The following is a 25,630-nucleotide window of genomic DNA, read 5'->3' as shown; positions in this document are numbered from 1 at the left end:
GGTATCAGCTCCTTTCCGCCCTGGTGTGCTGGGCTATGGCAAAAGGATACCACTGGTGCTGCTTTCCCAACAGTGTGCACTTTTACAGGGCCATAACGTATATTTTAAATTCAAAAATCCGATTAGTATACTTTCGTCCCTTGTAATTCATCGCTGTTTCGTATCTTTTCAAAAGCAGTGTTTTTTCTCCATCAAAATTTGTGGCAGACCCGCAGAAAACCTTCAAAGTCATACTCATTTGCGATTTTTGGACAGAAAATGAAAAAAGTGTGTTTATTCTGTGGACAAATGCTTTTGTAAAATGTTACAATAGGTTCTGTTCTTTCTCGTCCCACGCACGGACGGGATGTTTTATCTGAATCAGGAGGTTCCTCATGTTAGAAAACATCTTTCATCTGAAGGAGAACCACACCGATGTCAAGACCGAGATCATGGCAGGTATCACCACCTTCATGACCATGGCTTACATCCTTGCGGTCAATCCCAACATCCTTTCTGCTTCCGGCATGGATTCGGAAGCCGTTCTGATCGCCACCGCGCTGGCATCCTTTGTTGGCACTGCGCTTATGGCTCTGCTTGCCAACTATCCGTTTGCACTGGCACCCGGCATGGGCCTGAACGCCTACTTCTCCTACACGGTCGTTCTCACCATGGGCTACAGCTGGCAGTTGGCCCTGATGGCCGTCTTTGTAGAGGGCATCATCTTCATCGTGCTGTCCCTCACCAATGTCCGTGAGGGCATCTTCAATGCCATCCCCATGACCCTGAAGAGCGCCGTCAGCGTGGGCATCGGCCTGTTCGTTGCTTTCGTTGGCCTGCAGAATACAAAGCTGATCGTCAACAGCGATTCCACCCTCGTCACCTACCAGCACTTCAAGGGCGAGACCTTCTCCAGCGTGGGCATGGGCGCGATCCTTGCCCTGTTGGGTATCGTGATCACCGCCATCCTGCTGGTAAAGAAGGTCAAGGGCGGCATCCTGTACGGCATTCTTATCACCTGGGTGCTGGGCATCCTCTGCGAGATCGCCGGCATCTATGTTCCCAACCCCGACGCAGGCATGTACTCCGTCATTCCCACCGCTTTTGTCAGCTTCGACTTCTCCGCGCTGGGCAAGACCTTTGGTCAGGTGTTCAAGACCGATTTCTCCGGCGTTGGCATCCTGAACTTCTTCGCCGTCATGTTCTCCTTCCTGTTCGTTGACCTGTTCGATACTCTGGGCACCCTGATCGGTGTTGCCTCCAAGGCCGACATGCTGGACGAGGACGGCAAGCTGCCCCACATCAAGGGCGCACTGATGGCCGACTCCATCGCCACCTGCGCAGGCGCTGTGCTGGGCACTTCCACCACCACCACCTTCGTCGAGAGTGCTTCTGGCGTTACCGAGGGCGGCCGCACCGGTCTGACCGCTATGACCACCGGCATCCTGTTCCTGCTGGCCACCATCTTCAGCCCTCTGTTCCTCACCATCCCGTCCTTTGCAACGGCTCCGGCCCTGATCATCGTGGGCTTCTACATGATGGGCTCTGCCGTCAAGATCGACTTCAACGACCCCAGCGAGGGCATTCCCGCCTTCCTGACCATTCTGGCCATGCCCACCGCTTACAGCATTTCCGAGGGCATCGCCATCGGCGTGATTTCCTGGACCCTGATCAATCTGGTCACCGGCAAGGCCAAGGAAAAGAAGATCAGCCCCCTGATGTATGTGCTGACCGTGCTGTTCATCCTCAAGTACGTGTTCCTCTAAGCCGCTGATCTTACCGCAAGCAAAAAAGCTCCCGTCCTGATGATGGACGGGAGCTTTTCTGCTTCCTATGATCCGGAACAGCCTGCGCATTCGCTCCGGGCTGTCCGGCGTGGAACTATTCTTTTTTTAGCAATCGGGGTTATTTGCGCCGCGGGTGGATATGCACTTCCGGGATAGCTACGTTATCGTAGTGGATCGGCTTATCTGCCGCCGGAGTGCCGTCCGCATCCGTATGATGTGCCACCTTGCCGGTATGGATTTCCGGCAAGGCCACGGTTTCTTCCTCATGGGGATGCTCCCGCTTTTTTCCGAGCCACGTTTTCAGATGGTGATAAAGCGACATTGCACGTCTCCTTTCCCGGTGCGGAAACCCGCCCGAACTGTAAAGATCAGCTTCAGATAAAATTGATGAACACCGTAATGACCAGACTGTTCAGAAAGTCCGCAAACAGACTGCCCACCAGCGGGATCAGCAGATACGCCTTGACCGAGGGCGAATATTTATCGCAGATGGCCTGCATGTTGGCCATAGCGTTGGGCGTTGCGCCCATGCCAAAGCCGCAGGTGCCGGATACGATCACCGCCGCGTCGTAATCGCGGCCCATGATGTTGAACACCACCAGCACCACATACAGGATCATGAACAGGGTCTGCCCAGCCAGCAGCACGATCAGCGGCAGGGCCAGCTCTGCCAGCTGCCACAGCTTCAGGGTGATCATGGCCATACCCAGGAACAACGAAAGGCAGATGCCGCCAATGTCATTGATCTCGCCCATATACACGGTGTAGCCACCGCCATACTCACCCACATTGCGGATGATGGCCGCCGCGATCATGGCACCGATATAGATGGGGAAGGTCATGCCCGTCAGGCTCAGAAGTCTGGACAGCACCGTGCCGATGCCCATGGCGACGATCAGCTGGAAGCTTGCCGCCGGGTACATGGTGGTGTGGCGCTCGTGCTTCATTTCTTCTTCCACCAGCAGGCTGTCATCCTCCGGTACCACCGTGGCCAGCAGGTTGTGCCGCTCAATGAGCATCTTACCGATGGGGCCGCCCATCATGCTGCCCGCGATCAGGCCATAGGTGGCCGCTGCCGTACACAGGGTGGTGGCCCCCTGAATGCCAAAGTCCTCCAGCACCGGGCCAAAGGCACCGGCGGTGCCGTGACCGCCCACCATGGGGATGGAGCCGGTGCAAAGGCCCACCAGCGCATCCACGCCCAGCAGCTTTGCCAGCCCCACGGCTACAAAGTTCTGGCTGACGATCAGCACGATGACCACGCCCAGAAACACGATCATCGCTCTTCCGCCGCTTTTCAGCACCTTGAGGTTTGCCTGGAAGCCCACCGAAGTGAAAAACATCACCATGCAGACTTCCTTTAGAATATCATCAAATGCAAACTCGGCAACGCCGGTCACATAGCACACACAGGTAAAAATGGCGAACAGCACGCCGCCAATGACCGGAGCCGGAATGCAGAAACGTTCCAGCACCTGCACCCTTGCCCGCAAAAATTTGCCCAGCATCAGCACCAGCACCGCAACGGCCAGTGTCTGATACATATCCAATTCGATCTTCATTGCTCTACTTTCCCTCAGTTCCCAGCCGCTTCATCGACCGTAATTCCTGCCGCCTTATAATATGCGGCCGCACCCGCATGGAACGGGATGCCAACGCCCTCTACTGCGTTTTCCTCCGGGTCCAGCGGGATGCCCAGCTGCTCTTCCAGCCCTTCCCGGCTGGAGAACAGAAGCTGTGTCAGCTGCTGCACCTGCTTTGCAGGCAGCGCGTTGCTGGCCAGCAGAACGGCTTTCACGCCCACCGTCTGCACTTCCTCCGTCTGGCCGGGATAGGTGCCTGCCGGCAGCGTAACGCCGCTGTAGGCGCTGTAAGCGCTCTGCAGGCGCTGTGCTGCCGCACCGTCCACCTTCAGCAGCCGGATGCCGCACTCGCCTGCCAGAGCGGTCAGCACCGGGCTGGGCGCGCCCACTGTCATAAAGATGGCATCCACCCTGCCCGCCTTCAGCTGGGCAGCGGCATCCTCATAGTTCAGGTTTACCATGCTCACCATCTTGTCGTTCAGACCATAGGCAGATAAGATCTGCCGCGCGTTCTGCTCCGAACCGGATTCCTCCGCGCCAATGCTCACCGTCCTGCCATGCAGGTCCTCAATGGACTGGATGTCGGAATCCGCCCGCACCACCACCTGACAGGTCTCGGTGTACAGCGCCGCCACGGCACCAAAGCCCCGGCTTTCCTCCTCGTCGGCAAAGATGCCGGTCTGGTCATAGGCATCCTGCACAAGGTCTGCCTGTGCAATGGCCAGCTGCAGGTATTCGCCGGCCAGCAGACGCAGGTTCGCTGCGGAACCGGCGGTAGCCTTCAGCTCCACCTGCCCGTTGTCCGTCTCATTTTCCAATGCTGCGAACCGCTCACCGAACTCCCGGTAGATGCCGCCCTCGCCAGCCACGCCGAAGCGCAGCCGTTTAACGGTCTCCACCGGCGAGCATCCGCTCAGCAGTGCTGCTGCCAGCAAAGCTCCGGCCAGCACCGCCGCGAGCCATTTCTTTTTCAAGATCACCACTCCTCTTCCTGCCGCCGCAGTGCGGCAGAGCTTTTATCCTAAATTATACGCACATTGCGGATGAAATGCAATCACCTGCTGCAGAAAAGGAATGCACTTACCCTCCGAACAGCCCGAAGAAGCTGGTATGGGTCACCCCCAGCACAAGGAACAGTGCGATCAGTGCAAACAGTACCCCGATGATAATATCCATCTGGTGCACTGTCAGCGGAAAATGGTCGTACATTTTTTCTTTCGCATTCACAAAATTCTTGTCACCGTTGTTGAGCAGGCTCTTTTTGCCCTCCTCAAAATCCGCCTTCTGCGCGGCCAACTCTGCCTGCTCCCGTGCAAGCTGTTCTTCCCGGGCCGCAAGGGCAGCTTCCCGCCGGGCAAGCTCCTCTGTGAACTGCTCCCTTGTTCGGTTTTCCTGTGCCATAAGCACACCTCCTGATGGTGTTTTTCTTTATGATACCACACAAATGCAAATAAAAAAAGCGGGCCGCCTGCCCAAAAGCAGACGACCCACAGAAAAAGCTCTTACTTCTTTGCCAGATACTTGCGGATATCGATAGCCACAGCCACGATAATGACAAGGCCCTGAACGATGTAGGTGTAGGAGGAGTTCACGTTCATGAACTGCAGAGCCACCTTCATCAGTTCAAAGACCAGAACGCCGACCAGAACGCCGGGCACAGTACCAACGCCGCCGGTGGTGGAAACACCGCCGATGGTGCAGGCTGCGATGGCGTCCAGCTCATAGCCCATTGCAGTGTTGACGGATGCGCCGCCGGACTTTGCAGCCAGCAGGCAGCCTGCCAGACCGAACATGCAGGAGGCCAGAATGTAGATGCGGATCTTGGTAGCGTGCACGTTGACACCGGCCACCTCAGCAGCAGCTTCGTTGCCGCCGATGGCGTACATGTACTTGCCGTGGCGGGTCTTGTTGTACAGGAACCAGAAGCATGCAGCCACCACCAAAGCGATCCAGATCAGCACGGGCACACCGATGATGGTGTTGGAGGCCAGAGAGGTGAAGTTTTTGTTCAAAGAGCCGATGGGGGTACCGCCGGTGTACACAAGGCAGATACCGTAGACCACCTGCTGCATACCCAAGGTAGCAATGAAGGGCTGCACCTTCAGGTAGCTGACCACCAGACCATTGCACAGACCCACGATGGCGCAGATGGCAATGACCAGAATGAACACCACGGGGGTGGACAGGGTGGGCATATTGGGATAGAACTTGCCGGAAGCGCCTTCGGTCTGCGCAAAAATGCAGGCCAGACATGCGGCAAAACCAGCCAGACGGCCAGCGGACAGGTCGTTACCGGTGGTGATCAGGCAGCCGGAAATGCCCAGCGCGATGATGTAGCGGATGGACACGTTCTTGAACAGGTTGATCATGTTGGTGCCGGAGAAGAAGTTGGGGTGCATGATGCCAACGATCAGAGTGATTGCCAGCATCATCATGATAATGGCGTTGTTGCTGAGCCACTTGCCCACAGCCTTGCCATTCAATTTTTTGGTAGCTTCCACGATAGACAGCCTCCTTAATTACTGATTTGCCGCAGCTGCGTCAGGTGCGGTCTCGAACTGGGTAGCCAGCGCCATGATGTTCTCCTGCGTGGCATCCTTACCGTCGATAAAGCCGGTGATGCGGCCATCGCACATGACCATGACACGGTTGGACATACCGATGATCTCGCTCATTTCAGAGGAGATCATGATAATGCTCTTGCCCTGCTTGGCCAGATCGGCGATGATGCAGTAAATTTCATACTTTGCACCGACGTCGATGCCGCGGGTAGGCTCGTCCAGAATGAGCACATCGGGGTTGTTGGCAAGCCAGCGGGCGATCAGCACCTTCTGCTGGTTGCCGCCGGAAAGGCTCTTGATCTGGGTCTTGGGGCTGGGTACCTTGATGGCCATCTTTTCCTTGTTGGTAGCCACCAGATCCAGGATCTTCTTGTTGTCCAGCATGATGGGGCCCTTGCGCAGGGCATCCAGCGATGCAATGGAGATGTTATCGGCAACACTCAGCACACCCATGATGCCGGTGGCACGGCGGTCCTCGGTCAGCAGAGCCACGCTCTTCTGGATGGCGTCGCGGGGCTGCTTGATGTTCACCTCTTCGCCCTTGATCCACACCTTACCGGAGGTATGGGCACGCAGGCCGAAGATGCCTTCCATCAGCTCGGTGCGCTGTGCGCCCACCAGACCGGCCACGCCCAGGATCTCGCCTTTTTTGACCTCGAAGCTGCAGTGGCGGAAGGAGCGCGGATGGATGGAGGTGAAGTCCTCCACCTTCATCATCACCTCGTCCGAGGGATGGTTCTCCAGCGGGGGATACAGGTTCGACAGCTCACGGCCGACCATCTTTGCAATGATCTCTTCCTTGGTCATGTTGGCAACGTCCCACTTGCCGATGTACTGGCCATCGCGCATGATGGTGACTTCGTCCGCGATCACCTTGATCTCGTCCATCTTGTGGCTGATATAGACCAGTGCCACGCCCAGAGCCTTCAGCTCACGCATGATGCGGAACAGCGACTCAACTTCGTTTGCGGTCAGTGAGGAAGTGGGTTCGTCCAGGATCAGCACCTTGCAGTTTGCGGAAACAGCCTTTGCAATTTCCACCATCTGCATCTGTGCGATGCTCAGAGAGCCAAGCTTTGCACGGGGATTGATCTCCAGCTTCAGCTTTTTCAGCAGCTCCTCCGTATCCTTGTACATTTTGGCGTGATCCACCACTGTAACAGGGCCGTACTTTTTGGTGGGGTAGCGGCCCAGCCAGATGTTCTCGGCCACAGTACGTGCCGGAATCGGCTGCAGTTCCTGATGCACCATGGCAATGCCGCGGTTCAGTGCATCCAGAGGGGTGGTGATGGTAACTTTTTCGCCCTCGTATTCAATTTCGCCCTCGTCCATCTTGTAAATGCCGAACATGCATTTCATCAGGGTGGACTTACCGGCGCCGTTTTCACCCATCAGCGCCATGACCTTACCGGGGCGAAGCTCCAACTGGGCGTGATCCAGCGCTTTGACGCCGGGGAAGGTCTTGACCACGCCTTTCATTACCAGACGGTATTCTGACATTCCGCAGAGCCTCCTTGTCGTTTATCATCGGGCCGCAGAAAAACCTTTTTTCAAAACAAGGCGCGTGCGCGGAGAATATTTCTCGCACGCACGCGCTTTATAGCTTTGCTCAAGCCGTCAAGGTCCACTGCGCACCTTGCATTGTTTCAGGAAAACTTTGGTCTTACTTCGCGTACTCGGAAGCGTTGTCCTTGGTCACCTTCACATAGTCGACCCAGTAGTACTGCTCGACCTTGGAGCCTTCGACGTACAGCTTGGTAGCCTCAGCAGCTGCGGTAGCCTGACCCACGTCATCGTTCAGAACGGTACCGGTCATGTTGCCATCCAGAACGTCCTGAACAGCCTCAGCCAGTGCATCGACGCCGACCAGATAGATGTCCTTGCCGACGGTGCGGCTTGCCTGCTGGATGGACTGCAGAGCGCCCAGTGCCATTGCGTCGTTGTTGCAGAAGACAACTTCGATCTTATCGCCGTACTGAGACAGAGCGTTTGCAACGTCCTGCTGAGCGGTGGTCTGATCCCAGTTGTCCAGGTACTCGTACAGGCACTCAACTTCCTTGCCTGCATCGGTCAGGGCCTTGATGGAGTACTCGGTGCGGTACTGAGCATCGATGTTCTCGGGGTCGCCCTTGCACATAATGTAGGTGATCTTGCCGTCGCCGTTGATATCGCCCTGAGTCTCGGTCTCCAGGATCAGCTCGCCCTGATAAGTACCGGACTGACGTGCGTCAGCACCAACGTAGCAGCACTTGTCTGCGTAGGAGTCCAGAACGCTCTTGTCGGGCTCACGGTTGATGAAGACGATAGGAGTCTCAGAGGGCTTGACGGTATCAACGATGGTCTGTGCGGAAGTGGTCTGCACGGGGTTGATGACCAGCACGTCCACGCCCTGCTGCAGGAAGGTGTTGATCTGCTCGGTCTGGGTGTTCTGGTCGTTCTTGCCGTCCATGATGGTGACGGAGTAGCCCATGTCCTTCAGGTACTCTTCCAGATCGGAGCGGTACAGGGTCATGAAGTTATCAGCAAACTGATAGATGCACACGCCGATGTTTGCGGAACCGTTGGTTGCAGCAGCGCTGGAAGCAGCAGCAGAAGATGCAGCAGCAGAAGAAGCAGCAGTAGAGGTGCTGGAAGAGCCGCCGCAGGCGGTCATAGCAGCAGTTGCACCAACAACAGCAGATGCCTTCAGGAAGTCACGACGCGAAATCATTTTCATAATAATGTTCTCCTTCAATTCGTATCTCAGCATTTTCACAGGAGCAATCTTGCATGCACCTGTAATTCCTGTTCGTATTATACCCTTGCAGCACCCCACTGTTCAAGAGAACAAGTTCACAAGATTGAAGGAGTTCTTTTGTGCTATTTCAACAAATGCTTTTTGGGCTCGCCAATTTCTTTTCTCGAAACATCACAATTTTTCATACATTTGCAACCTTCCTACAAAAGCAAAAAAATTATGTCATTTTTCTCTCAAAAAGATTACAAAATGTTGCATCGTCCGGTTTTTGCAGCTTTTTTATTTCTTGTATATCTTGAAAAATATTTTCAGGAATAGTTCATCCCTGTTCTTCCGCATTTTTTCGCTTCATTTCTGAAATTTTCTGAAAATCGCCTGTCATTCCCGGTTCCTGCCGCCTGCCTTTTGCAAAGAAAATGCCCGGAAGCTTTCCTAAGCCTCCGGGCATTCCGATCCGAGTATCTTTTACAGATGCAGCAGCATCTTTGCAATGTTGAAGTAGATCAGCAGCGTGGTGGTATCCACAATGGTGGTGATCAGGGGTGAAGCCATCACGGCCGGATCCACATGCAGCTTTTCTGCCGCCACCGGCAGAATGCCGCCGATGATCTGCGAGAGCAGGATGGTGCAGATCAAAGTCAGGCACACCACCAGCGCCACCGGAGCCGCGATGCGGTCAAACACCAGCAGCTTTACAAAGTTGCATACGGCCAGCGTGCCGCCGCACAGCAAGGCCACGCGGCTCTCGCGCCACAGGATGCGGGGCAGATCGCGGGGCTGGATATCGCCCACCGCCATGCCGCGGATGATGGTGGAGGTGCTCTGGCTGCCCGCGTTGCCGCCTGCGTCGGTCAGCATGGGGATGTATGCAGTCAGCACGGTCACAGCGGCCAGTGCATCCTCGTATCCGCGAATGACCAGACTGGAGAAGGTGGCACTGATCATCAGGAACAGCAGCCACGGCGCACGGCTCTTATACAGATCCCACATGCTCTGCTTGAAGTAGGGCTTGTCGGAGGGGCCGATTGCGTTCATCTTTGCAATATCTTCGCTGGCCTCGTCCTGCAGGATGCTGATAGCATCGTCAATGGTCACGATGCCCACCAGCCGGTTTTCCGCGTCCACCACCGGAATAGCCAGAAAGCCGTATTTCTCGAACAGGTTGGAAACATCCTCCTGATCGGTGGTGGTGCTCACGCTGACCACATTGGAATCCATCAGGTCCTTGATAGGCTCTTCTGTGTTCTTTGCCAGCACCAGCGCCCGCAGGGACACCACGCCGATCAGCCTGCGGCTGTCATCGGTCACATAGCAGTTGTTGATGGTCTCCTTGTCAAAGCCATTCCTGCGGATGGCCTCCATAGCCTGTGCCACGGTCATGTCCGGCCGCAGCTCCATCAGCTCGGTGGTCATCACGCCGCCGGCCGAGTCCTCCGGGTACTTGAGCAGCTCGTTGATCATGCGGCGGGTGGTGGGGTCGGCCTGACCCAGAATGCGCTTGACCACGTTGGCAGGCATTTCCTCCACAAGGTCGGTGGCATCGTCCACGAACAGTTCGTCCACAACAGCCTTCAGCTCGGTATCGGTCAGGCCGTCGATCAGCTTCTGCTGGGTCTCAGGGGTCAGTTCGGTGAACACATCTGCGGCCAGATCCTTCGGGCACAGACGGAACAGCACCGGGAGCTTTTCTGCAGGCAGATCCTCAAATACCGCCGCAAGGTCGGGCGCGGGCAGAGTTTCCATCACATCCCGCAGGCTCTGGTATTTCTTGGCATCGTCCAGATTTGCCAGCATGGTCTTGAGGGTATCGATCGAGATTTCAGACATAAAAAAGCTGCCTCCTTTTCAGTGGCAGCTCTCGTTTCTTCTTTTCAGGGAACGCAAACACGCACCGTGTGCATTCACACACAGCAGGGTCTGCGCAAAGCAGAAACGGCGGCTGCCATCATATAAAATAATCGGGGAGAAAGACTGCTGCTACTGCCAGCAGGTTCCATGACAACCACCTCGTTTTCCTGTTGTAAAAAGACACTTTTTGCCTTTTCCGCCCATTACTTTACCACTGCTTTTTTGCCGCGTCAACCCTGCTTTTTAAATTTTTCCGTTTCTTTACAAAAAGTAAAAGTGCCCGATGACATTTTTCGTATCATCAGGCACTTTTATCCTGTCAGAGCATGTCCCGAGCGGGATGGAAGGCTCTTTGCTTACAGGGTCTCTACCGTATGAAACAATTCTTTTGCGGCTTCCACAGCATCCTTGCTGCCAAACACCACCCGCACGCCGTTTGCCATGGCGGCACCCAGCTCTGCGGCCTGCTCCTTCAGCAGTGCGGCATCCACCGCACACAGGGCCTTGCGGTCTGCCGCCATCATTTCATCAGTGATGCCGCAGAAATACCGGCGGTCCGTCTCGCGGGCCTCAGCACGCGGCTTGCGGGGGGTGTCCAGCTTGGCCACAGTACCCACAATAAAATCGTTCAGGTCTTTTTCGGTGTACTCCCGTGCTGCCAGTTTTGCCGGACCTTTTGCAAAGGTGTCGTAGCTTTCCTTTACATGGGGGTCGCGGTAGGTGTACAGGTATTCCACGCCGTCCGAGGAGAGCATTCCGGTGCCGTAAGCACCGCCCACCTCGCGGATGTTGTGCCACAGGTATTCGTAGCTCATCACGCGGGCCAGCGCCTTGCGGTCGCTGCGGCGCTCCATGGGCCATACCTGTACATCGTAGTTCACACCGCCGTCAATGATAAACGCTTCGTTCACCGGCGGTGTCAGCGGCTCCACATAGGGCTTTGCCGCAGCGCGGCCCTCGGCAGCAAAGCGGCTGTCCGGCAGCAGAGTGCGCAGCTTTGCAAGGGCATCCTCGCTGCCGTACAGGCTGACCGTCAGCTCCGCGTGCTGCAGCACCTCTGTGCGCAGGGCATCCAGCTTTTCGCCCAGTGCTGCCCAATTGCCGCGCTCCTGCACGCCGCACAGGAACTTGTAATAGCTCACACCGCTGCAGCGTTCACTCACCGCACCGTCCACCGTGTAGTGGGCACTGGCGCGGGTGGCTGCGTATACATTGCCCTGCTGGATGAACTGCTGTTCCATGTTCAACTTCTGCTGGCTCAGCACCCGTGCAAAAGCAGCTTCTGCCGCCGGGCCGGTAAGGATGGTATCATACAGCCATTCGCCGCCAAGCTCCACAGCCTTTTCCAGACTGCGTTCCAGCAGGCTCAGACACAGGCTCAGCTTGGCATGGCAGGGTGCACCCTCCTGCCGCCCAGTCCAGATGTCCAGCTGGGTGCGGCTGTCGCCCAGCCATGTGCTGCGCAGAGTGTTCAGTTGCTGAGCGGTGTGTTCGGTGCTGTCCAGCTCGTCCAGCACATCGGTCAGCAGGTCCAGATACGGCATGTCCTCAGGCTTCACATTACCGAGGTCATAGTAGAAGTTCAGGTACAGGCTGCCTGCCGAAGGGTGATGCAGCAGCTGTGCCCCGGCCAGAAGTTCCCGCTCGCCTGGGGCCGTCCTTGCTCCGTCGCCAAGGTCGGCAACGGTCAGCGGGTGCTCCAGCACAAGCTTGCCGTCGGTGCGGATGGGTTCGCCCTCCTCTTTTTTAGGCAGGGTGGGCACCTGCACCACCTGCACCGGAGCCGGTGCAAACAGCTCACGCAGCAGTTCATTGAACCAGCCATCGGCCATCTTTTCCCGCAGGGAAGCAAACAGCCTGTCCGTGTGCAGCAGCAGAGTGGGGTCGCCGGTGTGCAGCCAAGCGGTGGAAGCATTGATGGCATCCAGCACGCCGTCTGGCAGGGTGCCCGGGCGCTCCAGCGATGCAAACTCTGCTGCGTTCAGCGAAGCCAACAGCAGTTCCTGCGGGATGCCCTCGGCCAGAATGCCGTCCACCGCCTTGCGCACAGCGGCAGCAAACTTGCGAGCGCTCTCCTCGGTGGCACCGCGCAGCACCAGTTCCAGCACCGGCTGCAGGGTGCTGTCGTCAAAGCCAATGTCAATATCTGCGCCCAGCTTTTCGGCCAGCAGCGCCGCCTTCAGCGGGGAGTTATTGGTGCCAAGCAGGGCATCCAGCAGGATCTCCACGCCCAGCTGCCGCTCCCGGTCTGCAAAGGCACCGGTGTACCATGCCAGAGCACACTGCACCTCGTCCGGCTCCGGTTTTTCGGTATAGTAGGGCAGTTCCACGCAGGCGCCCGCCTGCTCGTGCTGCACGGTCAGCTGCGGACGGCTGGTGCCCTTGGGCATTTTGGAGAGATAATCCCTGTCCAGCAGTTCCAGCTTTTCAGCCATATCCATTTTGCCATAGAGGGTAATGCAGCAGTTGTCGGCGCTGTAGTGGCGGTGATATACCCGCTTATACTTTTCATAGGTCAGCGCCGGGATGCTGGCCGGGTCGCCGCCGGAAACAAAGCCGTAGGCCGTATCCGGGAACATGGCCCGTTCCAGTGCATTTTCCAACTGAGCATCCGGTGCAGCCAGAGCGCCCTGCATCTCGTTGTACACCACTCCGCTCACGGTGCCGTCGGCACTGCGGTGCCAGCCCTCCTGCTCAAACACGCTCTTGTCCACCATGGCCAGCGGGCAGAACACCGCGTTCAGGTAGACATCCATCAGGTTTTTGAAGTCGGTCTCATTGGGCGTAGCGAACGGGTAGACCGTCTTATCCGGGAAGGTCATCGCATTCAGGAAAGATGCCATGCTGCTTTTGAGCAGCTGCAAGAACGGCGAGGTCACCGGGTATTTTTCGCTGCCTGCCAGCACCGAGTGCTCCAGAATGTGGAACACGCCGGTGTCATCGGACGGGAAGGTGCCAAAGCCGATGCCAAACGCCTTGTTGGTATCCTCATTTTCCACCAGCAGCACCGTGGCACCGCTCACATCGTGGGTAAGCACGGTCAGGGTTCCGTGCTGTTCAGGGCAGTCCTCGGTACGCACGAGGGTATAACCGGGAAATCGTTCCATTTCGTTTTCTCCTTTGTGGTTTTGAAATCGTTTGACACTATTGTATCATTCGCCGCTCAAAAAGACAATTACCGGTTTGTTAATAATAACCAGAAGGGCGATTTTCAACCATTTGCTTCCCGTGCAGAGCGTTTTCGCGTAGATTGAGTTTAATGCCTTTTGTAAAAAGCATTACTGCCAGGTATGTTCTCTTTTGGTTGCAAAAGAGAACCAGAAAGGACGGCGGTGCCCGCAGGGCATGAAAGCCCCAGTGGGGCTTTTAAGCCGCAGACCGGTTTGCGCAGCAAATGCTGTGTGTTCAGCACAGCAAGGTCACAGCGATTTCAACGCGCTGGATCCATGAAAAAGGGGCTACTCGCCCCTTTTAGACCCCAAAGCAGTTAGGCTCCATACAAAAAATCCAAATCGCTGCGCTAAAGGATTTTTTGTGTTCCGCCGATTTCGAGTCGCTTACGCGACGAGCTGTACGGGTAAGTTTGTGCTTTATCTGCTGCGCGGCTGACAGCGGCAATATGCCGTTTGCCATTGCGCCCTTCCCGTGAAAAAGGAAACAAGCCGGCCCCGCAGGGCCGGCTTGTTTGCAAAATTATAAAATAATATTTCCTCTGATATTGCCAAAGCGAAAGCATCGGCAATTTTAAATCGTATTTTTACACCTGTTTTGCGCCCTCAGTCCGGCAGGACACCCGGAACAGCACAAAGCCCACTGCAAACAGCAGCGCCAGCATCCCAATGCCCACATTGGCGCTGCCGGTCAGCTGGCTGCCCACGCTCACGATCATGGTGCCAAGGAAGGACGCGCCCTTGCCGCAGATGTCGAACAGGCCAAAGTATTCGCCGGATTTTTCCGCCGGGATGATCTTGGCAAAGTGGCTGCGGCTCAGTGCCTGCACGCCGCCCTGGAACATGCCCACCAGCACGGCCAGTACCCAGAACTGCCACTGGCTGGTCAGGAAGAAGGCAAACACCGCAATGCCGGTGTAGGCCGCGATGCAGACCGGGATAAGCTGGCTGGACGGGTATTTTGCACTCAGCCGACCAAAAATCAGCGCCGAAGGGAAGGCCACGATCTGCGTTACCAGCAGGGCCAGCAAAAGGCCGGTGGTCTCCAGCCCCAGTGCCGTGCCGTAGGCGGTGGCCATATCGATGATGGTATACACGCCGTCGATGTAGCAGAAGAAGGCCAGCAGGAACCAGAACACCTGCTTATCCTCGCGCAGATGCTTGAGGGTGTGGCCGATGCGCACAAAGCTCTGCCGGATGGCGTGCTGCTCTACCTCCACATAGTTGATCTGCTTATAGCTCCGCAGCAGCGGCAGGGTGGTGCCCAGCCACCACACAGCGGTGATGAGCAGCGCCACGGAAAGGGCGGTCATCTGGCTCAGGCCGATGGCCCCGCTGCCCAGCACCAGCGCCAGACACACCACAAAGGGCACGCAGCTGCCAATGTAGCCCCATGCATAGCCCTGCGAAGACACAACATCCATGCGTTCCGGGGTGGTCACATCGCCCAGCATGGAATCGTAGAACACCAGACTGCCCGAAAAGCCGATCTTTGCAAGGATGAAGATAATCAGGAACGGCAGCCATGTAGTGGCAAGGCCCATAGCACAGCAGCCTGCCACGCCCACGAACAGGCAGAGCATGAAGATGGGCTTTTTAAAGCCTCTGGTATCGGCCAGCGTGCCCAAAATCGGCCCCAGCACTGCCGTGATCACCGTGACCACCGAGCTTGCATAGCCCCAGTAGGCCAGATAGTTCACCGGACTCAATCCCCCGGCCTCGGCCAGCGCATTAAAGAAAATGGGCACCAGTGTGGCGATCATCAGCACAAAGGCCGAGTTGCCCACATCGTACAGGATCCATGACCGCTCCAGCGGGGTCACCTTGAATTTTTCGCTTTGCATTTTTACTCTCTCCCTGCACCGCCGGGCGGTGCACCCTCATTTTTTGTGCCCGCTCAAAACTCCCCGAAGGTGTGGTCAAAGGCCTTGCTCAGGGGCTGGTCCGTGTCCAACTTTGCCACAAATTCCAGGATCAGCGTTTCTGCCAGTGGAAGCGCCTGCGCATACAGTTCTTCCAGCCGCTTGCCGCTTTTCACGCACTTCGGGTTCGGCTGCGGATCTGCCACAAGGCCGTGCAGCATGTCGTATTTGCCCACCACCTTCATGCCTGTCAGCACCACCCAGCGCTTGACAGGATTGGACGCCTGCAGCAGCCTGTGCACTGAGATCATGCCCTTGAGCGAGTCCAGCGCCACCTGCTCCGAGATGCCCTCGTAAAAGGGCGCGATCGTCTTTGCATTCTGTTCCGACGGGTGGATATGGCTGGCTGTGAAAAACTTCAGCGGGTCGTATCCGTCCCGGCGCAGCAGCATGTTGTCAAACTCGGTCTCGATCTCGCAGTGGGTCACGCCGCTTTCCCGGGTGAACTGCTCCACATACGGGTGGCAGGTGCTGTCCAGCGCAAAGTGGCAGACAAAACCCAGTGCATAGGCCAGCGCAGCATCCCGGTCTGCCTCGCAGTGCACCACCCTGCGCGCCCGGTCAAAAAAGACCCGCCCCGGCTCCTCGTGCATGGCATTGCCCAGTGCACCCACCGGGTTGGACTTGGCAGCATGGTAATAAAACAGCAGGTCCGGCCCGTGCAGGCCGATATCATAAAGCTCACGGTTCTGTTCCAGCTGAGCACGCAGTTCATCCGGCAGATGTTCCAGCACATTGGCACCGAAGCGGCGGTGCGCATAAGTTGACGGCATGGCAGATTCCTCTCTTTCTCTCCGACAGGGTGCACAAAACGTCCCCCGGTTTTTGCGTTCTGTTTCAGTATAGCAGAAAGTTTCCCGACCTTCTACCCTTTTACGTCTGATTTTGGTAAAAAATTTGAATTATTTTGTGTTTTCGGCCAGTGGGCAGGCCGCGCAGCAAAAAAGGCACAGCCATCTGCAGACAGCTGTGCCTTCTCCCTTAAAATTCAGACTTTTTCGTAGCCCTGCGGCATCTCGTTCTTCCGGTTGCGGTCCATCAGGGTGCGCAGCGCGTCGCTGGCGCTCATGCCCTCCTTCACGATGGCGTTCACCGTCTGCACAATGGGCATTTCCACATTGTACTTTGCGGCCAGCTCCATGGCGGCGGGCAGGGCATTGATGCCCTCCACCACCATGCCGACCTCCTTCACGGCCTGCTCCGGGCTTTTGCCCTTGCCGATCAGAATGCCCGCACGATTGTTGCGGCTGTGCATACTGGTTGCCGTCACGATCAGGTCGCCGATACCGGCCAGACCCGCAAAGGTGTGGATGTTGCAGCCCATGGCCACGCCCAGCCGGGCGATCTCGGCAATGCCGCGGGTGATGAGGGCTGCGCGGGCGTTATCGCCGTAGCCAAGGCCGGTGGAGATGCCAACACCCAGCGCAATCACATTCTTCAGCGCGCCGCTCAGCTCCACGCCCTTGATGTCGGCGTTGGTGTACACACGCATACAGGTGTTGCTGAACACATCCTGCACATACTCGGCAGCGGCTTCATCCGGGCAGGCCGAAACGATGGTGGTGGGCATGTCCAGCGCCACCTCTTCCGCATGGGTCGGGCCGGAGAGTGCTACCAGCTTTGCGTTTTGGGGGCCACCCTCTTTGTTCAGCTCGTCGGCAATGACCTCAGTCATGGTATATAAGGTTTCCGGCTCCATGCCCTTTGCAACGTCCACAAGGATCTGGCCGTCCGGGATGTAAGGCCGGGCCTTGGCCGTGGTGGAGCGCACAAATACCGACGGCACTGCAAACAGCAGCACATCCTTGCCGGTGCACACTTCCTCAATGCTCTTGGTAAACTGCAGCTCTTCCGGGATCTTCATGCCCGGCAGATTGGGATGCACCCGCGTAGCGGAAAGGTTCTCCACCTCAGCCGGAAGCGCCGACCACACCTGCACATCATTGCCGCTGACACACAGCATCCGTGCCAGAGCCATGCCCCAGGTACCTGCACCCAGAACGCCAATTTTTTTCTTCGTCACGTTCGTGTCCTCCGTGTCTGCACTGCGCAAAGGGCACTGCGCCCTCTGCGGTGAATTTGCGCCTGTGCCGGGCCAAGCCCGGTGCGCGTTGTTATGTTCATTGTACACGAAAGCCGGTGCGCCGTCAACCGCTTGCCGCATTGCACAAAGTTTTCCAGATGGGTCGTCCGTTTTTGTACACATCACGCGTTTTGAGCAAACCGTTTGCACTCCATCCGGATTCATGCTATAGTATTCTGGTAGGTTTTGTAGGAATTTTAGAAAAAGCCCTTGACTTCAAGCGCACTCCAAGCCTTATAATACCTTTGTTCTTACGATTTACAAAGTATTTGAATACCGTTCTGAGGGAACATTTTTCATGTTTGAAGCATTTCTTTCCAACCGTACGGTCAGCGTGCTGGCGGAGGCCCTGCCCCGTATCCTTACGGCAGGCCTTACCATGACCATCCCGCTCACGCTGGTCTCCTTCTTTTTTGCCATGATCATTGCCGTGGCCGTTGCGCTGGTGCAGTACGCCAATGTGCCGGTGCTGCGGCAGATCGCGCGGTTCTACATCTGGGTCATCCGCGGCACGCCGCTGCTGGTGCAGCTGTTCATCATCTTTTATGGTCTGCCCAGCGTGGGCATCATGCTGGACGCTTTCCCTGCTGCGGTCATTGCCTTTGCCTTCAACGAGGGTGCCTACTGCGCCGAGACCATGCGCGGCGCACTGGAAAGCGTGCCGCAGGGCCAGCTGGAAGCCGGTTACTGCGTGGGCATGAGCTGGTGGCAGATCATGCGCCGCATCGTGCTGCCGCAGGCCCTGCGCACCGCAGTGCCCGCCCTCTCCAACTCGCTCATCGGCATGATCAAGGACACCTCGCTGGCATCCAACATCACGGTGGCCGAGCTGTTCATGGCCGGTCAGCGCGTGGCCGCCCGCACCTACATCTTCCTGCCCATCTACTGTGAGGTGGCCGTGGTGTATCTGCTGTTCTGCACGGTCATTACCAAGCTGCAGGCACTGCTGGAGCGTCGGCTCAACGCCCACGGCTTCCAGTAAGAAAGGAGTGTGGCAACCATGTCCATGTTAGAGATCAAAAACGTCCACAAGTCCTTTTTCACCTACACAAAGCCCCGCCTGCAGGCAGGCATCTTCCACCGGCCCGGTGCACTCAAAGTGACCAGCGAGCTGCAGGTGCTGCGCGGCGTGGACCTGACCGTGGAAAAGGGCGATGTGGTGGCCATCCTCGGCCCCTCCGGCTCCGGCAAGACCACCCTGCTGCGCTGTCTGAACTTTCTGGAGACTGCCGACGCAGGCCAGCTCACCTTTGACGGTGAGACGTTCGACCTTGCCCAGGCCAGCCGTGCCGACATTGCCCGGCTGCGCAAAAAGACGGCCTTTGTGTTCCAGAGCTACAATCTGTTCCGCAACAAGACTGCCCTGCAGAACGTGACCGAGGGCCTCATCATTGCCCGCAAAATGCCCAAAGAGCAGGCGGATGCCGTTGGCATGAAGATGCTGGAAAAGGTGGGCCTTGCCGACCGAGCCGACTACTATCCGCGCCAGCTTTCCGGCGGCCAGCAGCAGCGCGTGGCCATTGCCCGTGCGCTGGCATCTGACCCGGAGATCATCTATTTTGACGAGCCGACTTCGGCCCTTGACCCGGAGCTGACTGGCGAAGTGCTGGCCGTGATGCGGCAGCTGGCCGAAGAGGGCATGACCATGCTGGTGGTCACCCACGAGATGGGCTTTGCCCGCAATGTTTCCTCCAAGACCGTTTTCATGGAGAACGGCGTGGTAGTGGAGCAGGCTCCCTCGCATGAGTTTTTCGCCAACCCAAAAGAGGAGCGCACCCGCGAATTTTTGCGGAAGATCGCTCACACCGAGTGAGGTTTAACCAACTCCCCCAGTCTGCTTCGCAGACAGCCCCCTCCGGGATGGGGCCTTTGGCAAAACCAGAAAGTCTCCCTCTTTGCCTGAAGGAGTTTATTTCACAAATATTTTTATAGAGGAAAGGGAATCCAACTATGAAACGCAGAACCTTTATTTCTCTTATGAGCGTTATGGCCGCTGCCGGCGTGCTGACTCTGTCCGGCTGCTCCAATTCTTCCGGCAGCACCGCTGCTTCCGGTACGGCCGCCTCTGTGGCTCCTGCTGCCGGCGACCAGCTGTCCAACATCCAGTCCAGCGGCAAGCTGATCGTTGCACTGGAAGGCGCATGGCAGCCCTGGAGCTACCACGACGAATCCGATACTCTGGTGGGCTACGATGTGGAAGTCTCCCGCGCCATTGCCGAAAAGCTGGGTGTGGAGCCGGAGTACGTCGAGAGCGACTGGGACAGCCTGTTTGCCGGTCTGGACGCAGGCCGCTACGACATCGTGTGCAACGGCGTGGAAGTGACCGACGAGCGCGCCAAGACCTATGATTTCACCGAGCCCTACGGCTACATCCACACCGCCCTCGCCGTCCGCAAGGACAACGAGGACATCACCAGCTTTGAAGACCTGAAGGGCAAGACCACCGCCAACAGTCTGGCTTCCACCTACATGGAACTGGCCGAGAGCTACGGTGCCACCGTGCAGGGCATCGATACGCTGGAAGAGACCATCCAGCTGCTCACTGCCGGCCGCATCGACGCCACCCTGAACGCCGATGTTTCCTTCTACGATTACCTGAACGTCCATCCGGACGCAGATTTCAAGCTGGTTGCTCAGACCGAGGATGCCTCCCACGTTGCCATTCCTCTGCGCAAGGGCGATGCCAGCGCCACCCTGCTGGATGCCATCAACACCGCCATCGATGATCTGCGTGCTGACGGCACCCTGAAAGAGCTGAGCGAGAAGTATTTCGGTCAGGATATTTCTGCGGAGAACTGAATCATTTGAATGCCTTCCGCTTTGCTCTGGGCATTTTCAGCGGAAAATTTATTTTAATATTGCAAACCCCGGCAGACTGTGGTCTGCCGGGGTTTGCCTTTTCACGGGAAGAGCCGTAACTGGCAAATGCATCAATCGCGTTTTCTTCAGCTCTGCACATTCATTGCATTTGAATGCAAAAAGCTCTCCCTTTCGGGAGAGCTGGCATCGCGCAGCGATGACTGAGAGGGTTTTATTCGTGAAAATATGCGTAGATGATCTGTGCCGTCTGTTTCCCCACGCCAGGGGTGTTTTCCAGCTGGTCAGGCGTGGCTTCCTTCACCGCGCCCACGCTTTTGAACTGGCCCATCAGCGCCTTGGCCGTTTTGGGGCCGATGCCGGGGATCTCCGTCAGGGTGGAGGAATAGCTCTTCTGCTTCATCTGCTGCTTGCGGTAGGCATTGGCAAAGCGATGGGTCTCGTCCTGAATGGCCGTGATGAAGGTAAAGGTGCCCCGGTTCATGTTGATGGCAATTTCCCGCCCCTCGCTGTCCACGATGGCACGGGTACGGTGGTGGTCGTCCTTCACCATGCCGTAGAGCGGCACATCCGCAAGGGCAGTCCCGGCCAGTGCTTCTTTTGCCGCGCTCACCTGCCCCCTGCCACCGTCCATCAAAAGCAGATCCGGCTTCTGCCCGAACCAGTTGCTGCAGGGCTCTCCCTTTTTTGCAAGCTCTGCGTACTTTTCGTACTCTGCTGCCCGCCGGGAGACAGTCTCTGCCAGTGATGCATAGTCGTCAGTGCCCGCAACGGTCTTCATCTTGAACTTGCGGTAGCCCGCCTTGTAGGGCTTGCCGTCCTTGAAGGTGACCATGCCGCACACGCTGGAGCCATCGCCCCAGTTGGAGATATCGTAACTCTCAATGGCACGGGGCGGCTTTGCAAGGCCCAGCACCTGCGCCAGCTCGTCCAGCAGCTTTTCCTCCCGGGCATAGCGGCCGCTCTCCCGGGCAAGACGCTCCACCGCGTTGGTGTGGGCCATCTCCACCAGATGGGCCTTATCGCCGCGCTGGGGCACATATAGCTGCACCTCACTGCCGCGCTTTTCGTTCAGCGCCTGCTGCAAAGCGTCGCTGTCCGGCGGCAGCTCGTCCACCGCAATGATCTTGGGAATCTGTTCGTCATCCAGATAATACCGGGGCAGAAATTCCTCCCGCACGGCGGCAATGTCCGAGGTATCGTGGAACAAAAACTCCCGCTTATCGGTCAGCCGTCCGTCCCGGAAGCGCAGCACCGCCGCACACACGCTGTCCGGCGTGCCTGCCAGCGCCACCACATCCATCTCCACATCCGGGTCCACAATGACCTTCTGCCCGGCGCTCACCTTGGTGATGGCTGCGATCTGATCCCGCAGCAGGGCCGCCGTCTCAAATTCCAGCCGGTCCGAGGCCTCCTGCATCCGCTCATTAAGGATCTTCAGGATGTCCTTTTTGCCGTAGCGGATCAGGTGCACGGCGCTCTTGACGGCCTGATTGTAGTTTTCGCAGCTGATCCTGCCGCTGCACACTGCCATGCACTTGCCGATGTGCGCATTCAGGCAGGGGCGTCCTTTGCCGATCTCCTGCGGGAAGCGCTTATTGCAGCGCGGCAGCAGAAAGGCATCCATGGCCGTTTCCGCCATCTGCCGGGCCGCAAAGCTGGAGGTATAGGGGCCGATATACTCGGCATCGTCCTCCTCCTTTTGCAGCACGAAGGAGAGCCTGGGCCATGGCTCCTTTGTCACCTTGATATAGCTGTAGCCTTTATCATCCTTGAGCAGGATGTTATACTTCGGCGTGTGGGCCTTGATCTGGCTGGCTTCCAGCACCAGCGCTTCAAACTCGCTCTGGCAGACGATCACGTCAAAGGCATAGGCATGGGCGATCATCTGGCTGACCTTGTTGTCGTGGGGCACGCCCTCGCGGAAATACTGGCTCACCCGGATGCGCAGCCGCTTTGCCTTGCCGATATAAATGATGGTGTCCGTCTTATCCCGGATGATATACACGCCGGGCAGCAGCGGCAGCATACAGGCTTTCTGATACAGTTCAGCTTTGGTCATGGATTCTCCTTGAAAAACAAAAAGCGGCAGGTTCCCCCGCCGCTCCATTTATAGACACAAATTACTCAGCAAAACCGGACTCCACCAGCTTGATCAGGCCGTCAACAGCAGCCTGCTCATCAGCGCCGTCAGCGATGATGCGGATGGTGGTACCGCCCACGATGCCCAGAGACAGAACGCCCAGCAGGCTCTTTGCGTTCACGCGGCGTTCTTCCTTCTCGACCCAGATGGAAGACTTGAACTCGTTAGCCTTCTGGATGAAGAAGGTAGCCGGACGAGCGTGCAGACCAACCTGATTTTCAACGGTAACTTCTTTCACGTACATAGTAAAGCGCTCCTATCTAATATCGTTTTGGGTATAGAATCTGTATCCTGTGCCTGTTGCGTTACGATTATTTTAGCGCAAGTCGAAACGGTTGTACAGCCCCCCGGCGCATTTTTGGCGGTTTCTCCAATGAAAAGCGGCCCATTTTTCATTATTTATACAAAGATAATAAAATTATTCCCCGAAGGTTAGAGGGTAGATACAAAAGTTTTCAACATTTTTTCGACCATCGGGCAATATCTCGGCCGTTTTTGTGCGTTTCCAGCACCATACCCTCTGGCCCGAGTATCCATTTTCGTGCCTTTTTCGCTGTCCGATGCACCTGCAGCTGCCGCCCGGAGTTACTTCTGTGCGCTGCCCTCGTACCGCATCCAGACCAAAGCACACTTTTTCACCACAGCCGGATATTGCTCCGGCGTGAACTCCAGCTCGGTGCCGCTGGTCAGCTTCCAGCCCATGCGGGTGTAAAGCGCTATGGCGCGGGTGTTGGTGTTCAGCACGCTCAGCACCGGGTGCTCGTGCTCGCTGAGCTTTTTGCGGGCAAAGTCCAGCATCTTCATGCCAATGCCCCTGCCGCGGGCTTTTTCAGTGACGAACAGATGTTCGATGTGCCCCACCTTGTGGTTGATGCTCACGATGCCGTCCGGCACATCCTTGGTGGTGTGCAGGTAGCACACCCAGCCTGCGGCCTTTTCCTGCCGCAGCTGCAAAAGATATTCTTCCTCGTTGAGGCTGGCACAGTATTCCGGGGTCCAGTTCTCGGCACAGGTGGTGCGGCGGCCCTCCACAAAGATGCGGGCGGCAGCAGCAAACTGCTCGTCGGTCTTGACAAGGCGCATGTTCTCGCCGCGCTTCCACTTGGGCAGCTCGGTCACAGGGTGGGTCTCACACCACTTCTCGTACAGCTCCGGGCGGCGCAGGCGGGTGCGCTCCCGGCTCTGTTCCCCGCGCCATGCATCGATTTTCTGGTGGTCGCCGCCCAGCAGCACCTGCGGCACGGCGCGGCCTTCCCACACCTCGGGGCGGGTGTACTGGGGATACTCCAGCAGGCCGTCCCAGTAGCTTTCTTCCTCGTAGCCCTTCTGCTCAGCCAGCACGCCGGGCTTCAGGCGCAGCACACTGTCCGCCACCACAAGGCTGGCCAGCTCGCCGCCGGTGAGGATGTAATCACCGATGGAGATCTCTTCATCCGCAAAAGCATCGATCACACGCTCGTCGATGCCCTCATAGTGGCCGCATACCAGTGTCAGATTATCGTACTGGGCCAGCCGCTTTGCGTGTTCCTCGGTGTAGCGCTGGCCGCCTGCCGTCAGGAACACGATATGCGGGGCCGGACGGCCCTGTGAAGCCACTTCCTGCTGCACAGCACGCAGGCAGTCTGCGATGGGCTGAGCATACAGCACCATGCCGCAGCCGCCGCCGTAGGGGTAATCGTCGGTCTGCTTCTGTTTGTTCAGGGTGTAGTCCCGGATCTGGTGGCAGTGGGTCTCAATAAAGCCCTTCTTTGCCGCGCGCCCGATGATGCTGGCATCCAGCACCTGCTGGCACATTTCCGGGAACAGGGTCACGATGTCCACACGCATTCCCATAGCTCACTCTTCCTCCCGTTCGCTGTCAAAGTCATCGTCCAGCAGGCCCGGAATGGGGGTGACGAGGAGATAGCCCTCCGGCGGGTTGCGCTCTTTCAGAAAAGCATCCACGCCCGGGAACATGTATTCCTTGCCGTTCGGTGCTTTGACGGTGTAGATATCCTGTGCACCGGGGTGATCCACGCTGGTCACAACGCCGTACACCCTGCCGGTGTCGGCATCCCGCACTTCGCACCCGATCAGGTCGGCCACATACCAGCGGCCTGCGGGCAGGGTGGCATCATTGCGGTCAAAGTAGAACACCTGCCCCCGCAGCGCACGGGCAGCATCCATATCGTCCACGCCTTCCAGCTGCAGCAGAGCCATCTGGCCCTGTGCGCGGATGGACACGATCTTATAGGCCCTGCCGCCCTGTGCCGAGGGGTACAGCCTGCCCACCTTTTTGAGAAAATTCACGCCGTCGCACCAAAGCTCCAGCTTCATTTCGCCGCGCACGCCGTGGGTGGTCACGACCTTGCCCGCTTCCAGATATTGCTGCATAATCTTGCTCCTATAATCAAAAAGGCCCCTTGCCGCAAGGGCAAAGGGCCTGTAGGGTGCTCAGTCGATCTCAACAAGGACCTTTTCATCGACCCGCACAGCAGCCGCGCGCATCACCACACGAATGGCTTTTGCGATCCGGCCCTGCTTGCCGATGACACGGCCCATATCTCCCTCTGCCACGCTCAGGTGGTAGACGATGGTGCCGTCCTCGCGAGGCTCGTCCACCGTGACCTTAACGGCTTCCTTATCCTCCACGAGACCGCGGGCAACTGCCAGCAACAGCTCCTGCATGAGTCAGCCCTCCCTACTTACAGAACGTTGGACTTCTTCAGCAGGACGCGAACGGTATCAGTGGGCTGTGCGCCGTTGGCGATCCACTGCTTTGCCTTCTCAGCGTCGATCTTGATCTCGGAAGGCTCCTTGTTGGGATCGTAGGTGCCGATCTCTTCGATGAAACGGCCGTCACGGGGGAAGCGGCTGTCAGCAACAACAACACGATAGAAGGGAGCCTTCTTGGCGCCAACGCGGCGCAGACGAATCTTAACTGCCATGGTAAATATCCTCCAAAAATTGTTTTGTGCGGCCCTTGCGGGCGCATGTTGATTATATTGTACAAACCCGCAA

At 57.3% G+C, this 25,630-nt stretch carries 22 protein-coding genes; 4 read left to right on the top strand and 18 right to left on the bottom strand.

Features of this window, described 5'->3' with window-relative positions; translation table 11 throughout:
• Positions 1–374 precede the first annotated feature (374 nt).
• Complete coding sequence (locus GKG34_RS09035) at positions 375–1,745, top strand: NCS2 family permease (RefSeq protein ID WP_154256050.1); 1,371 nt, start codon at positions 375–377, stop codon at positions 1,743–1,745.
• Between the two features lie 139 nt (positions 1,746–1,884).
• On the opposite strand, the gene GKG34_RS09030 is transcribed toward GKG34_RS09035, so the two are convergent.
• The 12 genes from GKG34_RS09030 to GKG34_RS08975 form a co-directional block, all read right to left on the bottom strand.
• Entirely contained in the window at positions 1,885–2,088 is a 204-nt protein-coding gene (locus GKG34_RS09030; protein ID WP_097775079.1) for a hypothetical protein, read from the bottom strand.
• 52 nt (positions 2,089–2,140) lie between these two features.
• The gene (gltS, locus tag GKG34_RS09025) at positions 2,141–3,328 is read right to left on the bottom strand and encodes a sodium/glutamate symporter (RefSeq protein ID WP_097775078.1); all 1,188 of its coding nucleotides are present in this window, start codon (positions 3,326–3,328) and stop codon (positions 2,141–2,143) included.
• A gap of 14 nt (positions 3,329–3,342) precedes the next feature.
• Positions 3,343–4,329, bottom strand: a complete 987-nt coding sequence (locus tag GKG34_RS09020; RefSeq protein ID WP_347563448.1) for a TAXI family TRAP transporter solute-binding subunit — start codon at positions 4,327–4,329, stop codon at positions 3,343–3,345.
• Positions 4,330–4,429: 100 nt separating this feature from the next.
• Positions 4,430–4,750 carry a hypothetical protein gene (locus GKG34_RS09015; protein WP_154256048.1) on the bottom strand — a complete coding sequence of 107 codons (321 nt, stop codon included), beginning with the start codon at positions 4,748–4,750 and terminating at the stop codon, positions 4,430–4,432.
• Between the two features lie 101 nt (positions 4,751–4,851).
• Complete coding sequence (locus GKG34_RS09010; RefSeq protein ID WP_120080912.1) at positions 4,852–5,850, bottom strand: beta-methylgalactoside transporter; 999 nt, start codon at positions 5,848–5,850, stop codon at positions 4,852–4,854.
• An 18-nt stretch (positions 5,851–5,868) separates the two neighbouring features.
• On the bottom strand, positions 5,869–7,410 hold the full coding sequence (locus tag GKG34_RS09005) for a sugar ABC transporter ATP-binding protein (RefSeq protein WP_120080914.1): 1,542 nt from the start codon (positions 7,408–7,410) through the stop codon (positions 5,869–5,871).
• A 163-nt stretch (positions 7,411–7,573) separates the two neighbouring features.
• Positions 7,574–8,626, bottom strand: coding sequence for a substrate-binding domain-containing protein (locus GKG34_RS09000; protein ID WP_154256046.1), 1,053 nt, complete (start codon positions 8,624–8,626; stop codon positions 7,574–7,576).
• 486 nt (positions 8,627–9,112) lie between these two features.
• Positions 9,113–10,474 (bottom strand): magnesium transporter, encoded by a 1,362-nt coding sequence (gene mgtE, locus GKG34_RS08995; protein ID WP_154256045.1) that lies wholly within the window; start codon positions 10,472–10,474, stop codon positions 9,113–9,115.
• A 377-nt stretch (positions 10,475–10,851) separates the two neighbouring features.
• Positions 10,852–13,602, bottom strand: coding sequence for an insulinase family protein (locus GKG34_RS08990; RefSeq protein WP_154256044.1), 2,751 nt, complete (start codon positions 13,600–13,602; stop codon positions 10,852–10,854).
• A 650-nt stretch (positions 13,603–14,252) separates the two neighbouring features.
• The gene (locus GKG34_RS08985; RefSeq protein ID WP_154256043.1) at positions 14,253–15,509 is read right to left on the bottom strand and encodes an MFS transporter; all 1,257 of its coding nucleotides are present in this window, start codon (positions 15,507–15,509) and stop codon (positions 14,253–14,255) included.
• A gap of 53 nt (positions 15,510–15,562) precedes the next feature.
• Positions 15,563–16,360 (bottom strand): zinc dependent phospholipase C family protein, encoded by a 798-nt coding sequence (locus tag GKG34_RS08980; protein ID WP_005944673.1) that lies wholly within the window; start codon positions 16,358–16,360, stop codon positions 15,563–15,565.
• Between the two features lie 215 nt (positions 16,361–16,575).
• Positions 16,576–17,565, bottom strand: coding sequence for an NAD(P)H-dependent glycerol-3-phosphate dehydrogenase (locus tag GKG34_RS08975; protein ID WP_044954102.1), 990 nt, complete (start codon positions 17,563–17,565; stop codon positions 16,576–16,578).
• 403 nt (positions 17,566–17,968) lie between these two features.
• On the opposite strand from GKG34_RS08975, the gene GKG34_RS08970 reads away from it, so the two are divergent.
• The 3 genes from GKG34_RS08970 (at position 17,969) to GKG34_RS08960 (ending at position 20,469) form a co-directional block, all read left to right on the top strand.
• The gene (locus tag GKG34_RS08970; RefSeq protein ID WP_097775067.1) at positions 17,969–18,652 is read left to right on the top strand and encodes an amino acid ABC transporter permease; all 684 of its coding nucleotides are present in this window, start codon (positions 17,969–17,971) and stop codon (positions 18,650–18,652) included.
• 18 nt (positions 18,653–18,670) lie between these two features.
• Complete coding sequence (locus GKG34_RS08965) at positions 18,671–19,483, top strand: amino acid ABC transporter ATP-binding protein (protein WP_154256041.1); 813 nt, start codon at positions 18,671–18,673, stop codon at positions 19,481–19,483.
• Positions 19,484–19,620: 137 nt separating this feature from the next.
• Positions 19,621–20,469, top strand: coding sequence for a transporter substrate-binding domain-containing protein (locus GKG34_RS08960; RefSeq protein ID WP_154256040.1), 849 nt, complete (start codon positions 19,621–19,623; stop codon positions 20,467–20,469).
• Positions 20,470–20,701: 232 nt separating this feature from the next.
• Here the strand turns inward: GKG34_RS08960 and uvrC are convergent, their stop codons facing one another.
• From uvrC to rpsP, 6 genes are all read right to left on the bottom strand, one after another.
• Entirely contained in the window at positions 20,702–22,549 is a 1,848-nt protein-coding gene (gene uvrC / locus GKG34_RS08955) for an excinuclease ABC subunit UvrC (protein ID WP_154256039.1), read from the bottom strand.
• 61 nt (positions 22,550–22,610) lie between these two features.
• Positions 22,611–22,874 (bottom strand): HPr family phosphocarrier protein, encoded by a 264-nt coding sequence (locus GKG34_RS08950; RefSeq protein ID WP_005920365.1) that lies wholly within the window; start codon positions 22,872–22,874, stop codon positions 22,611–22,613.
• Positions 22,875–23,215: 341 nt separating this feature from the next.
• Positions 23,216–24,463, bottom strand: coding sequence for a tRNA (guanosine(37)-N1)-methyltransferase TrmD (trmD, locus tag GKG34_RS08945; protein WP_154256038.1), 1,248 nt, complete (start codon positions 24,461–24,463; stop codon positions 23,216–23,218).
• A 3-nt stretch (positions 24,464–24,466) separates the two neighbouring features.
• Positions 24,467–25,003, bottom strand: coding sequence for a ribosome maturation factor RimM (rimM, locus tag GKG34_RS08940; RefSeq protein WP_005944690.1), 537 nt, complete (start codon positions 25,001–25,003; stop codon positions 24,467–24,469).
• A gap of 60 nt (positions 25,004–25,063) precedes the next feature.
• Positions 25,064–25,297: a KH domain-containing protein gene (locus GKG34_RS08935; RefSeq protein ID WP_005934928.1), complete on the bottom strand. Its 234-nt coding sequence runs from the start codon at positions 25,295–25,297 to the stop codon at positions 25,064–25,066.
• Positions 25,298–25,314: 17 nt separating this feature from the next.
• Positions 25,315–25,557, bottom strand: coding sequence for a 30S ribosomal protein S16 (gene rpsP / locus GKG34_RS08930; protein ID WP_005944692.1), 243 nt, complete (start codon positions 25,555–25,557; stop codon positions 25,315–25,317).
• Between the last annotated feature and the right edge of the window lie 73 nt (positions 25,558–25,630).

This window comes from Faecalibacterium sp. BIOML-A4 (genome assembly GCF_009679665.1).
GTDB lineage: Bacteria > Bacillota > Clostridia > Oscillospirales > Ruminococcaceae > Faecalibacterium > Faecalibacterium taiwanense.
Note: the sequence above shows the minus strand (reverse complement) of the source record. Positions and strands in the feature narration are given on the sequence as shown.